15 protein-coding genes are annotated in these 12,971 nt (G+C 39.5%); 10 read left to right on the top strand and 5 right to left on the bottom strand.

Translation table 11 applies throughout. The annotated features are described in order from the left end of the window. Positions 1-22: 22 nt before the first annotated feature. Positions 23-1,516 carry a PLP-dependent aminotransferase family protein gene (locus tag ASE92_RS08470; RefSeq protein ID WP_056849670.1) on the bottom strand — a complete coding sequence of 498 codons (1,494 nt, stop codon included), beginning with the start codon at positions 1,514-1,516 and terminating at the stop codon, positions 23-25. A gap of 63 nt (positions 1,517-1,579) precedes the next feature. Between ASE92_RS08470 and ASE92_RS08465 the strand changes: the two genes are divergently transcribed. Both ASE92_RS08465 and map read left to right on the top strand, forming a co-directional pair. Continuing rightward, entirely contained in the window at positions 1,580-3,445 is a 1,866-nt protein-coding gene (locus ASE92_RS08465) for a TonB-dependent siderophore receptor (RefSeq protein WP_056850025.1), read from the top strand. Between the two features lie 42 nt (positions 3,446-3,487). After that, complete coding sequence (gene map, locus ASE92_RS08460) at positions 3,488-4,303, top strand: type I methionyl aminopeptidase (RefSeq protein WP_056849669.1); 816 nt, start codon at positions 3,488-3,490, stop codon at positions 4,301-4,303. A 67-nt stretch (positions 4,304-4,370) separates the two neighbouring features. On the opposite strand, the gene ASE92_RS08455 is transcribed toward map, so the two are convergent. The 4 genes from ASE92_RS08455 to ASE92_RS08440 are packed head-to-tail and all read right to left on the bottom strand — an operon-like array spanning position 4,371 to position 6,954. Next, positions 4,371-5,000 carry a sulfate/molybdate ABC transporter ATP-binding protein gene (locus ASE92_RS08455; protein WP_056849668.1) on the bottom strand — a complete coding sequence of 210 codons (630 nt, stop codon included), beginning with the start codon at positions 4,998-5,000 and terminating at the stop codon, positions 4,371-4,373. Then, positions 4,997-5,668: a molybdate ABC transporter permease subunit gene (modB, locus tag ASE92_RS08450; RefSeq protein ID WP_056849667.1), complete on the bottom strand. Its 672-nt coding sequence runs from the start codon at positions 5,666-5,668 to the stop codon at positions 4,997-4,999. Before modB ends, ASE92_RS08455 begins: the two co-directional genes overlap by 4 nt. Before the next feature lie 12 nt (positions 5,669-5,680). Further along, entirely contained in the window at positions 5,681-6,457 is a 777-nt protein-coding gene (gene modA / locus ASE92_RS08445) for a molybdate ABC transporter substrate-binding protein (RefSeq protein WP_056849666.1), read from the bottom strand. Next, positions 6,454-6,954, bottom strand: a complete 501-nt coding sequence (locus ASE92_RS08440) for a molybdopterin-dependent oxidoreductase (RefSeq protein WP_056849665.1) — start codon at positions 6,952-6,954, stop codon at positions 6,454-6,456. The genes modA and ASE92_RS08440 overlap by 4 nt, the downstream gene beginning before the upstream one ends. A 158-nt stretch (positions 6,955-7,112) precedes the next feature. On the opposite strand from ASE92_RS08440, the gene ASE92_RS08435 reads away from it, so the two are divergent. Genes ASE92_RS08435 through ASE92_RS08400 form a run of 8 tightly spaced genes read left to right on the top strand, consistent with a single transcriptional unit; the run spans position 7,113 to position 12,970 of the window. Continuing rightward, a complete protein-coding gene (locus ASE92_RS08435) occupies positions 7,113-7,289 on the top strand; it encodes a hypothetical protein (protein WP_200926374.1) in 177 nt (58 codons plus the stop codon). Between the two features lie 43 nt (positions 7,290-7,332). Next, positions 7,333-8,442, top strand: coding sequence for an XdhC family protein (locus ASE92_RS08430; protein WP_056849663.1), 1,110 nt, complete (start codon positions 7,333-7,335; stop codon positions 8,440-8,442). Then, positions 8,442-9,032, top strand: a complete 591-nt coding sequence (locus ASE92_RS08425) for an NTP transferase domain-containing protein (RefSeq protein ID WP_056849662.1) — start codon at positions 8,442-8,444, stop codon at positions 9,030-9,032. The genes ASE92_RS08430 and ASE92_RS08425 overlap by 1 nt, the downstream gene beginning before the upstream one ends. After that, the gene (gene moaA / locus ASE92_RS08420; RefSeq protein WP_056849661.1) at positions 9,029-10,009 is read left to right on the top strand and encodes a GTP 3',8-cyclase MoaA; all 981 of its coding nucleotides are present in this window, start codon (positions 9,029-9,031) and stop codon (positions 10,007-10,009) included. The genes ASE92_RS08425 and moaA overlap by 4 nt, the downstream gene beginning before the upstream one ends. Then, the gene (gene glp / locus ASE92_RS08415) at positions 10,010-11,182 is read left to right on the top strand and encodes a gephyrin-like molybdotransferase Glp (protein ID WP_056849660.1); all 1,173 of its coding nucleotides are present in this window, start codon (positions 10,010-10,012) and stop codon (positions 11,180-11,182) included. 12 nt (positions 11,183-11,194) lie between these two features. Next, the gene (locus tag ASE92_RS08410) at positions 11,195-11,425 is read left to right on the top strand and encodes a MoaD/ThiS family protein (protein ID WP_056849659.1); all 231 of its coding nucleotides are present in this window, start codon (positions 11,195-11,197) and stop codon (positions 11,423-11,425) included. A gap of 1 nt (position 11,426) precedes the next feature. Further along, positions 11,427-12,530 (top strand): HesA/MoeB/ThiF family protein, encoded by a 1,104-nt coding sequence (locus ASE92_RS08405; RefSeq protein ID WP_056849658.1) that lies wholly within the window; start codon positions 11,427-11,429, stop codon positions 12,528-12,530. Beyond that, on the top strand, positions 12,527-12,970 hold the full coding sequence (locus ASE92_RS08400; protein WP_056849657.1) for a molybdenum cofactor biosynthesis protein MoaE: 444 nt from the start codon (positions 12,527-12,529) through the stop codon (positions 12,968-12,970). Before ASE92_RS08405 ends, ASE92_RS08400 begins: the two co-directional genes overlap by 4 nt. The last annotated feature ends 1 nt before the right edge of the window (position 12,971 follow it).

The following is a 12,971-nucleotide window of genomic DNA, read 5'->3' as shown; positions in this document are numbered from 1 at the left end:
ACTATCGATGAATTGTAAAATATTATCTAATTTCTATCAGTACTTCAGCAATAGATTTTTGCAAAATTGCCACAGCATTTTCCATCTCTTTTTCATTCAAACTGCCAAAGCCCAGGCGGGTAGCAATTAAATTTTTATTTTGATACAAGGTTGTTTTAGGCAGAAACAATCCGTTATCCAGACATTTTTTTTGGAACTTTATTAAACTAAAACTTGGCAGCCATTCTATCCAAACCGCCAAGCCCTGGTTAGGAACCTGAAATTTAATCGATCCTTCCAGTTTAAGATGAAGTAGCTCAACAAAATAATCCCTCCGCTCCTTGTATATTTTTTTATTTTTCTTCGCCAGGCGATGAACTTCTCCTTCTTCAATCCATTCGGTAAGTACCTGTTCCTTAATTACGTCAACACCGGATGCTAGTATGCGTTGATGTTTTTCTAATTCAGCGATGAAATCTGGCGGTGCCGACACAAATCCATAGCTAAAACCTGCCGGAAGAGACTTTGCAAACGAGCCAATATAAACCACATTCTTATAAGTATCAATAGCGGCTAACGGAAGCACAGTATTATTATCAAAATGAAATTCGAAATCGTAATCATCTTCAATGATGATAAAACGGTATTCTCTAGCCAGTTCCAATATTTCTATTCTTCGCTTTGCGCTTAAAGAAATTGTTGTAGGATAAAGATTTACGGAGGTGAGGTAAAGTACCTTAATTTGATGTGCTTTGCATATTTCACGAAGATTGATCACATTAATCCCCTCCTCATCTATTGTAACGGAAATAATTTGTGCTCCGCTATCCAGAATACTCATGTTGGAAAAATAATAGCCTGGTGAAGCAACAACAACCTTATCGCCAGCATTTATCAACAATTTCAGTACAAGAAATAAGCTGATTTCATGATTGGTGGTGGTGAGGAGATTTAATGGTGCTATTTTTAACCCGCGGGTTAGGTTTAGGTAATTGCAAAACTGCGCTTTAAAATTTAGGTGCGCTTGTGTTTGCAGTTGTTCCCAAACCCCGTTATTTCTGTTTCTCTTTAATTTCGAAACATACAACCGGGCCAGTACGTCCGTATGCACAAGCCGGGCATCGGGCAAACCATCATTAAATTGAAGGGATAAGTCACTTCCCTCAACTGGATTATCCAGAATATTTGATTTCTTAAAATCAAAATCGACAGCAACCGGGAGGTCATTTGGTAAAGAACGAATCCCCTCTTTCTTCACAACCTGCTTCTGACTAGATAGTATAAAGGTACCCTTACTCGCTGAAATTTTTATAAACCCTTGCGATTCTAAATCGTCAAAAGCTTTGATTAGCGTATTTCTATTTACACCCAATAGCCTACACAAAATTCTGCTGCCTGGCAATTTCGTTCCCTCGGGAAGAAAACCGAGTTGTATAGCTTTAATAAACTCAAAAACGATTTGTAAATAAATAGCTGTTGCGCTTTTCGAATCGAGCTGTATAAAACTTTTAAAAGGAATTTGAACCGGACTATCCATTTTATTTAAACTGGTATACTTTAGTGGTACGGCAAGATACTACTTTTGAAAAAAATTAGCCAAGTGAAAAAACTTTATTTTGCGTTACTGCTACTCTTCAGTGCAGAGTTATATGCGCAACAAAAACAAGATACTGTAATTAAGATTGATGATGTGGTCATTAATGAAAATGGTTTTAAAACCCCAATCTCAAAACAGAACAGAAATGTTTACGTAATCGATCAAACCGTAATTGCCAAATTGCCCGGTCGCAGCATCCAGGAATTGCTTCAATATGCCAATGGTGTAGATTTAAGGCAACGCGGACCTTTCGGCGGTCAGGCAGATATTAGTATTGATGGTGGGAGTTTTGAACAAACCGTTGTGTTATTAAACGGAACCAAAATTATTGATAGCCAAACGGCACACAACATGCTTAACCTGCCGATTCCGGTAGAAGCAATTGAAAGGATAGAGATTATTAGAGGCCCTGCCGCCAGAATCTACGGCATAAACAGCCTCACCGGCGCAATTAATATCATCACCAAAAAGCCTACACATTCTGGTGTGCTGGCAGATGTACATGCCGGATCGAACTTTGAAAAAAATACGGAAGGCACTGGAAAAACTTTTTATAACAACGGAGTTCAGTTGGGTGGCGTATTGAGCAAGGAGAAGCAACAACATTCGCTTTTTGGCGGTTTCGATAAAAGCAATGGCTATCGTTTCAATACGCAATTCGAAAACACGAAATTGCTTTATCAGGGAAATTTCCAGATTGACGATGCTAATGAAATTATTGCCGCGGCAGGTTATACCGAAAATGAATTTGGTGCCAACGGTTTTTATGCCGCTCCAGGCGATAGAAACTCGACAGAAAAGGTTCAAACTACGTTAGCATCAATCCAATCTAAACATATTTTATCTACCCGATGGACTTTGCTGCCACGCTTAAGCTACCGGTATAATTTTGATGATTACCGTTATTTTGGCAATGTAAATCCGAATGCTGGAGTAAGTAAACATGCTACCAATTCATTCGCAGCAGAAGTAACCAGCACATACAAAACCAATACTGGCGAACTCGGTTTCGGTGCCGAAGTGAGAAGCGAAAATATCAACTCGTCAAATATTGGAAATCACCGCCGTGAAAACGCAGGCTTCTATACTCAGTACCGCACTAGTTTCTTCGAAAGACTGGATATAAATGCCGGTGCCTACATTAACTACAATTCCTCCTATAAGTGGCAAATTTATCCAGGGATAGATGCGAGTTATGCCATTGGTAACGCACTCAAACTAATTGGTAGTCTCGGTACCAGTCAGCGGATTCCTTCTTTTACCGATTTATACCTTAACCAACGACCAGGAAACATTGGTAACCCCGATGTACAACCCGAAAATGCGTTTCAAAGCGAAGCGGGATTTAAATTTCTGGAGCGCAATTTCACCTTCAACTCCAGCTTTTTTTATAGAAACATAGATAAATTTATCGATTGGACAAGACTCGTAGCTACCGAACCTTTCCAGGCCAACAATGTGGGTACAATGGTTACCAGAGGGATTAATTTCCGCTCTAATTATCATTTAGCGCTACATGACCAATCCAACTTTAATTTTAGTTTGGCCTACTCTTATTTAGATTCGAAGTTTAAAAACATGGCGCAAGTGCTGGCTTCAAAATACCAATTGTCGGCGCTAAAGCATCAAGTTACCAATACCGTAGATTTCAAGTATCATCACTTTTCTGTGCTTTTGGCCACGCGATTTAATCAGCGGATAACCGGTCCATCTTACTGGATTAATGATTTCAGGTTGAGTCAATCTATTAATAAATTCACCATTTACATGGATGCACAAAATATTTTTGACACCCGGTATTTCGAAATTGGAGCCATTCCCCTTCCCTCCCGTTGGGTAAGTTTAGGAGTAAAATTTGTAACGCTGTAAATACGATAAGCATTTAAAAAACTTATTCGTAATTTTGCAACAATGATTTTTTATAAAACTGATGAACAAGTGGAGCTGATGCAAATCAGTGCACTTTTAGTAAGCGAAACCCTTTCCGAAATCGCTAAAATATTACGCCCCGGACTGCAGACCATTGAAATTGATAAACTTGCCAATCAATTTATACTTGATCATGGCGCTGTACCTTCATTTTACAACTATAGCGGTTTCCCACATCATATTATTACTTCAGTTAATGATGTAGTGGTGCATGGTTTCCCCGGTACAGAAACCCTAAAAGACGGTGATATTATTTCAGTTGACGTAGGTGTGATCAAGAACGAATACCATGGCGATCATGCTTATACTTTTGTAATTGGTGAAGCAAGTCAGGACATCCTGGATTTGGTAAGAACGACAAAGGAATCGCTCTTTGTTGGCATTAACGAAGCAGTGGTAGGCAAACGTTTGGGTGATATTGGTTACGCCATTCAAAATCACAACGAAAAGCAAGGCTATGGTGTAGTGAGAGATTTTGTTGGTCATGGTTTAGGCAAAAGCATGCACGAAGATCCTCAAGTGCCTAATTATGGCAAACGAGGTTCGGGTTTAATGCTTAAAGAAAATTTGGTTATGGCCATTGAACCGATGATTAACTTGGGCAAAAAAGATGTTTACATCGAAAAAGATGGCTGGACCGTAAGAACTAAAGATGGTAAACCATCCGTTCATTTTGAGCATGATGTCTGCGTGAAGAAAGGGAAAGCTTTAATCCTTTCAGATTATGCGCCAATTGAGGCTGCCGAGAAAGCAAATATTAATTTGAATACAAGCTACCAAAGCGTGTCAGCGGTTTAAAACGCAATAAATATTTTAAGTTGTGGTGGTTCCCAGCTGGGAACCACCACAACTTAAAATCAACCTCCTAATTTTCTCTACTTTCCAGGTTAAAGATCTGATTATCGGCACTCGCCCATTCATTATCTTGGTGCGTCACCATGATTACAGTGGTTTTTTGCTCCTCAAATATCAGTTTCAGCCTTTCCATCATCCGGTTTTTGAGTGCAGCATCAAGTGCAGAAAAAGGTTCATCCATCAACAATAATTTAGGCTTAGTAGATAGCGCTCGCAAAATAGCAAGGCGCTGCTGTTGGCCACCTGAAAGTTGTTTTGGATAGCGATATTTAAGTTGATCTAACTCACCCATTTCCAGCAATTCACGGATATAATTTAAATCCGTTGTGCCATAGCTCAGATGCTGTTCAACCGTCATGTTCGGAAAAAGTGCATAATCTTGGAAAACAAAGCCCACCTGGCGCTCCTGCACTTTTTTATTGTATTTTGTTTGGCCATCGAACCAAATGTTATTTTCAAACTTAATTGTCCCTTTATCTGGCAAGACAAGCCCGGCAATAATTTTTAACAAAGTCGATTTACCAGCTCCCGAAGGGCCTAAAATTCTGGTGACTGAATTTGATTGGAAGGCGCTCTTAACCTGAAGTGCCAAACTGCCAGAACCATTACCCATTTTTTTTTCAATATCTATCTCTATCATTCGAATGGGCTTTTAACTGCATTTCTATTGATGATAAAAACGCCTACTACGATGATGAAAGTGATGGCAAATAAAATAAGAGCATAAGAGTTGGCTGATGCATAATCCATGGTTTCCACTGCATCGTAAATCGCTATCGATGCTACTTTCGTTTGCCCGGGGATGTTTCCACCAATCATTAATACCACACCAAACTCTCCCAATGTATGTGCAAAAGTCAATACCACAGCTGTAAAAATAGAGGCTTTAATATTTGGCAAAAGTACCTTAAAAAAGGTTTGCGCTTTAGATTTACCCATCATGTAAGAAGCCTCTGCCATTGATTTTGGCAGGTGAGAGAAAGCTGCTTTTAGCGGACTGACCATAAAAGGAAGACTATAAATAATGGAAGCAATGACCAACCCTTTAAATGAAAAGACCAGTTGTAAATCTAAATGCGCCTGCAGCCACTCGCCAAAAGCATTACTCGGACTAAAAGCCAAAAGCAAATAGAAACCAAGTACCGATGGTGGCAATACTAAAGGCATGGTAATAAGCGCTTCGGCAATAAGTTTTAGAACAGTTTGCTTCCGCGATAGCCAATACGAAATAGGAACCCCAATAAAAAGCAGCAAAATGGTGGTAATGGCAGCCAACCTCAAACTTAGCCAAATCGGTTCCAGATCCATTATTTTTTAAGGTTAGTTTGGTAGATGATAACCATTGTTTTTAATAATTTTTCTGGCTGATGCCGACGAAAGATATTCATAAAATTTTAATGCATTATTTATTCCTGATTTTTTTGCATGCGACAGCAAAATAACCGCTTGTTCAATATTTTTATAACTTTTTTGATCTACCCTCGCCCATTTCAACTTAGCATTAAATCCGTTTTCATATAAGAAAGATTCGGTGGTAAAACCTAAACCTACAACTCCAGTTTGAAGGTAGGTGTTCACCTGGGCGATACTTTCTCCAAATACCAGTTTATGTTTTATTTTGTTCTCTAAATTATAAAATTTTAACGATTGCAGGGCGGCATAACCATATGGTGCAGTTTTTGGGTTGGCAATAGCCATTTTTTTTACCACATCCATCGATACCAGCTTTTGCCAATCTTTTATATCGCCTTGCACATTTCCACATATAATAAGACTGCCTAATGCATAAAGTTTTGGTTTTTGAATTCCATAACCTGCAGCAAAAAGTTTAGCGGGAAATTCTGTATCTGCAGAAAGGAAAACATCGTAAGGCGCCCCATTCATAATTTGAGTCGTAAGCTTACCAGATGCTCCTGAAATCACTTCGGTGTTGATGCCTGTCTGTTTTTTAAAATCGACTTGCAATTTTTTAATCACCGCTTGGGCATTTGCAGCTACCGCAATGCGAAGGGTTTGAGCGTAGATTTGTGCATTAAACAGCAGTAATATGCCGATGCAAGCCATCATCTTATTGGCAACTGTCTTAATTCTGATCATTTAGCAAACTCAATTTTTATACTCGTAACTTGTTTTATACATCTCGCTGCCCGCTTATCGTTTTCTACAATAATTCTAAACGGACCTTCAGTAGAAAGAAGTGGCTCATTGTCCACAGTATCTGCCAAAATAATCTTTTCATCTGTAAAATCCGCATCCAATTCGGCCAAAGAAAATACGACCTGATAACCATCAATCGCCTCAATAATCACATATTTTGTTAAGTTTTCTCTTCGTAAATCTTTACCGAGTGTGACCCCACCTTTAGCCAAAACCGTAGAAAGTAGCACGCCAGAATATTCATAATTTGTGCTATCACCATCTTTCCGTGAAACTTTAACCCTAGGCATTTTCGCCAAATCGGCTGAGGTTAGCGTGTAAGGTTTAGTAAGCACCCCACTTATCTTTACGGCATCGGTAGTCTGGGCGAAGGTTCGGCTAAAAGAACAGATCAGCAAAAATGAAAGAATTAATTTGGGGATGATATAGGGTTTCATAAATTTAATAGGTATGCTAATAAGCTAAAGTGAGCAAATATAATTTATAACAATCGGTTTTGAATTTGTTTAATTCAACTTTCGATATTCGTTGGGCGAATGGCCTAAAGGTTGTAAGATTGCTGTTGGTAGAACAACATCATTTTTACCATTATCAAATGCCAAGGATTACTAATATTCCGCCGATTGAAGTTCACATTATGGAAAATAATGAAGATGCTGGTGGTATTGGCGAGCCAGGTTTACCCCCATTTGCTCCGGCATTAACCGAGGCCATTTTCGATTTAACAGGAAAAAGGATAAGAAAATTACCATTCGATATGGCAAGTATTTAATTTTTATGCCAATCTTGCGGTTTGGTTCGAATAAAATCCCTGTATGAAAGAAATTGTTGATATTCTAGCTGCTTATCAAAAAGCCATCTCCGAAAATAAAAAGTCGGCCTTGGCAACGGTTGTAAAAGTAGAAGGTTCATCGTATAGGCGCCCCGGTGCCCGAATGTTGGTAACCGATGATGGATTTTTAACTGGTGCCATTAGTGGTGGTTGTTTAGAAGGTGATGCGCTCAGAAAAGCACTTTCGGCTATTCACCAGCAGGAAAACAAATTGGTCACCTACGATACCACCGACGAAGATGATGCAAAATTCGGTGTTCAGCTGGGCTGCAATGGCATTGTTCATATTCTTTTTGAGCCCATTTCGCCCGAAGACAAAGCAAACCCGATTGAGATTTTAAAAGCAGCAAATAGCAGAAGGGAAAACTGCGTTATTGCCACTTTGTTCTCATTAGAGAGCAAAAATCAGCCCGGCTCAATCATGTTATTCAGGGAGAAAGATAGCCTGGAAAAAATAACTGATGCCATTATAGCTTCCATTAAAAATGATGCTTTTGATGTATTAAAGTTAGGGTTATCGAGATTTGAAACTTATACTATTGAGGATCAGCATTTTGATGCCTTTCTGGAATTTATCCCTCCTCCTATTCAGTTGATTATTGCCGGCGCAGGAAATGATGCACAACCCCTTGCTGAGATGGCAAACATTTTAGGCTGGGAAATTACCGTTGTTGATGGCAGGCAAACACACGCTTCGCAACAAAGGTTTCCGAATGTGAAACAGGTTTTAGTAGCTAAGCCAGAAGGCCTTTTATCACAAGTAGAAATAGACCGGCAAACAGCTTTTGTGTTGATGACCCATAATTACAATTACGATACGGCACTTTTAGACTTGCTCTTACAAACGAATGCCCCTTACATTGGCACCTTAGGACCGAAGAAAAAGTTGATCAGAATGTTGGAAGAACTGAATCAACCGGAACAGGAAAGTAAAATAAATGGGCCAATTGGCTTGGATATTGGAGCGGAAACTGCCGAAGAAATTGCGATTTCTATTATTGCAGAAATTAAGGCCACCTTTTCGGGCGCATCTGCAGGGATGCTGAAAGACAAGAAAAATCCAATTCACGTTTACGATAACAAAAGCAGTTAATGAGCACCGCAATTATCATTTTGGCCGCAGGAAATTCCAGCAGATTGGGAAAGCCGAAACAGCTTTTAACCTACCAGGGCCAAGCTTTAATTGATATTACAATTGCAGCATCGGTAAAAACAAAGTTTCATCCGATCGTGATCGTATTGGGTGCTTATGCCGAAGAAATAAAGCAACGCTCTGCAGTAGCTGAGGTTTTTTATGTTGTAAATGAGCGCTGGGAAAATGGCATGTCGTCGAGCATTTCTTTCGGCTTACAAACCGCGTTAGCTATCGAACCTAAAATTGAAAATGCTATCTTTACAGTAGCAGATCAGGTACATATTAAGGCGGAAATATTCGAACAGTTAAATTCTGTTCATCAATCGACACTAAAAAACATAGTTACCTGTGCCTATGCTGAAACAACTGGCACGCCAACATTGTTCAACAAGAAATACTTTGAAGAATTGCTAAATTTAACCGGTGAAACTGGCGCTAAGCAATTACTGAAGACGCATGGCGATGACACCGTTAACATTCCATTTGAGTTGGGAAAGATTGATATTGATACTGAAGCAGATTACAATAATTTAATTAACAATAGATGATAGCAGATTCGTTTGGAAGGGTGCATGATTATTTGCGAATATCGTTAACCGATAATTGCAATTTCCGCTGCTTTTATTGTATGCCAGAGGAGGATTATGATTTTACTCCAGCATCGCGTTTAATGAAACCTGCTGAGGTACTCGCTTTGGCAGAACTTTTCGTAGCGCAAGGGGTAAAAAAAATCCGTTTAACCGGCGGCGAACCACTCGTTCGTAAAGATGCTGCAGAAATTATAAAAGGATTAGGCAAACTTCCGGTAGAATTGGTAATGACCACTAACGGAACCCGCCTTGCGGAAATGTTGTCTGTTTTAATTGAATCGGGTATTAAAACCATTAATATCAGTCTCGATACTTTACAGCCTGAAAAGTTTTTTATGATCACCAGGCGTGATGTTTTTCACCAGGTGAGAAGTAATATCGAACTGTTATTACAGCATAAAATCGCAGTAAAAATAAATATGGTGGTGATGAAAGGTCTTAATGATGGTGAAATAAATGATTTTATCAAATGGACAAAGCACAGCCCTATTCAGATCAGATTTATCGAGTTTATGCCTTTTTCAGGTAATAAATGGACAAGCAATAAAATGTTTTCCCTGCAGGAAATATTGCATGTTGTAGAAGAAGATTTTACCGTATTGCCTGTAAAATCTGCACCTCATGATACAGCCAAACACTTTATGATTCCTGGGCATGAAGGGTCATTCGCCATTATTAGCACCATGACTGCTCCTTTTTGTAGCACCTGTAACCGCATGCGCTTAACCGCTGACGGCAAACTGAAAAATTGCTTATTTTCTGATGGGGAAACTGATTTGCTAACGCCATTAAGAAACAAGGAGGATGTACTTCCCTTAATCTTTGCCTCCATTTGGAGCAAGAAAAAGGAATTGGGCGGACAACTAATTACCCATTTTGAAAACCTGGATGCTGACGCGATCAAAAACCGAAGCATGATAACCATTGGGGGATAAATGATAAGTGTTGAAGAGGCTAGAAAGCTAATTGGAGACCATATTTCTCCACTTAAACCGGTTTTAAAACCACTGCAGGAGGCTGCTGACCATATCCTTTCTGAAGATATCATTGCCGAATTCGATATTCCTGCTTTTCGTCAATCTTCTATGGATGGTTATGCCATCATTTTCGACGATGTGCATGAAGAGTTGCATTTGATTGGTGAGATGGCTGCCGGAACTGCTCAAAAATTAATCATATCCAAAGGCCAAACCAGCAGAATATTTACCGGCGCACCGCTGCCCGAAGGTGCGGACACAGTGGTAATGCAGGAAAAAACCAGCAAGAAAGATGATCGCATCACGTTCGATGATGAGAAGCTGGTAAAGGGTGCAAACGTGAGGGAAATTGGTTCGGAGATCCGTACTGGCAAGCTGGCTATGGCAAAAGGCGATTTACTTAGTCCGGCGGCTTTGGCTTTTTTAGCTGGCATTGGAGTAAGCGAAGTAATGGTTTATCCCAACCCAAGTGTGGCCATAATACTTACAGGAAACGAGCTACAGCAGCCAGGCTTACCCTTACAATTCGGACAGGTATACGAATCAAATTCTTATTCGCTTGCCGCCGCTTTAAGAAACGAAGGCATTTTTAATGTCGAGATTTTAAAAGCTGAAGACTCTTTGGAGACATTGACAGCTGTTTTGAGAGAAGCTTTAGTCAGAAATGACGTGGTTTTGCTCACTGGTGGTGTAAGTGTTGGCGATTACGACTTTGTGCTTCAAGCTGCGGCAGATTGTGGCATAAATCAAATTTTCCATAAAATAAAACAGAAACCTGGAAAGCCACTATTCTTTGGAAAAAAGGAAGACAAAGTTGTTTTTGGCCTTCCAGGAAATCCATCTTCTGTATTAAACTGTTACTATAATTATGTGGCTCCTGCGTTAAACCAGCTTTCAAATAAAGCAAACAGTTTAAAATCAATTCAGGCGGAATTAACACATCCCTATCAAAAGCCACCGGGATTAACCCATTTTTTGAAGGGAAATTACAAAGATGGAAAAGCCACTCCGCTTGGTGCTCAAGAATCTTACCGATTGAGTTCTTTTGCCCAGGCAAATTGCCTGATTCAGTTGAATGAAGGGCAAGAAAATTTCGCTGCGGGAGAAAATATAAATGTGATTTTGATTTAGGATTTGATTTAAATGGAGATAGAAATCATCAGCTTTGGAAAAATATCAGAATTCATCAGCAATCAAAAAATTACTATTGATTGTGGAACTACTGATGAGTTGAAGACACACCTTGAAAATATTTTTCCGCACCTTGCGGGAATGAAATACAAATTAGCGCTGAATAAAAATCTCGTTCAGCAGAATAGTGAGCTCAAAAATAGCGACAGCATTGCAATTATGCCACCATTTTCAGGAGGATAAAATGAATACGGAACGATACCAGAGGCAAATTATTCTAGGTGGATTCGGCATTGAATCTCAGCAGCGCTTAACCGAAGCGAAAGTTTTGGTTATCGGTGCCGGCGGTTTGGGCTGCCCTGCCCTACAGTATCTTGTAGCTGCGGGTGTTGGCTGCATTGGCATTGCCGATCATGATGTGGTGGAACTTTCCAATTTGCAAAGGCAAGTACTTTTCGGGATGGATGATATTGGATTATCAAAAGTGGAAGTTGCGGCGAAACGGCTTCAGCAAATGAATCCAGAAACCGAGTTAATCCTCCATCCTATTTTAATTAACAGAACAAACATCATCGAAATCATTTCTGGCTATGATCTTATTTTTGACGGCACAGATAATTTTGAATCGAGATACTTAATTAATGATGCTTGTGTCTTGCTTAAAAAACCATTGGTATTTGCTGCCGTTTCTGGCTTTGAGGGGCAAATTGCTATTTTCAATGTGGCTAACGAGTTTGTCATTAGTACCAATTATCGCGATTTATTTCCTGTTCAACCAGTCGCTAACGAAATCCCTAACTGTGCCGAGAACGGTGTTTTAGGTGTTCTCCCAGGAATTATCGGAACGATGGCGGCGGGAGAAGTCATTAAACTACTTACGAAGATTGGCAAACCATTAATAAACAAACTACTTCATTATAACCTGCTCAGTCAGGAGCAATATGAGATCAATATCAGTCCTTCAGATGATTATCAAAAAGTAACAACAGAAGCCGAATTAATGAATAATAATATTGAGAATCCGATACAAAGTTACATCGAGATTGATGCTGAAAGGATGATGGAGCTGAGTAAAAAAGATTCTACCCTAATTATCGATGTTCGGGAGCGGCATGAATTTCCGAGACTAAATGCCAAAACTTTCCAACAAGTTCCCATGTCGGAATTTGATAGATTTGCCTCCTCTAACATCGAGGCAGATCACATTGTTCTGCTTTGCCAACATGGCATCAGAAGTGTTGCAGCAGCAGAAAAACTGCATCAAAGATATGGAGATAAAAAAAGAATATACAGTTTAAAAGGCGGTATTGCTAAGTGGAGAAACCATTTTTTTAACCTTTTAGTATGAGCGAAAAGAAAATCAAGAATATATTTGTCGATGGCCCGGTTTCACCAGAATTTATAGCCAAAAGCATCGCCAACCACAATACTAAAACCGAAATCGGTGGTCATAGTATTTTCATGGGACAAGTGAGAAAGGATGAGATTGACGGAAAGATAGTTTCAGCAATTAACTATACTGCATTTGAAGACCTGGCATTAAATAAGATGCACGAAATCAGAGAGGAAATTTTTGACAAATATCCACTGAGTTGCATGCATATCCACCACAGTTTAGGGACAATCAGAGCTGGTGAAATTTGTCTATTCGTATTCACCTCTTCGAAACACCGTAAACCTGCTATCGAAGCCTGCAACGAACTGGTAGAAAGAATTAAATCAGAACTTCCCATCTGGGGAAAAGAAATATTTGCCGATGCAAGTCATCAGTGGAAAGAAAATATTTAAA

This window comes from Pedobacter sp. Leaf41, assembly GCF_001422545.1.
Classification (GTDB): domain Bacteria; phylum Bacteroidota; class Bacteroidia; order Sphingobacteriales; family Sphingobacteriaceae; genus Pedobacter.
This window is presented reverse-complemented; position numbering and strand designations above follow the sequence as displayed.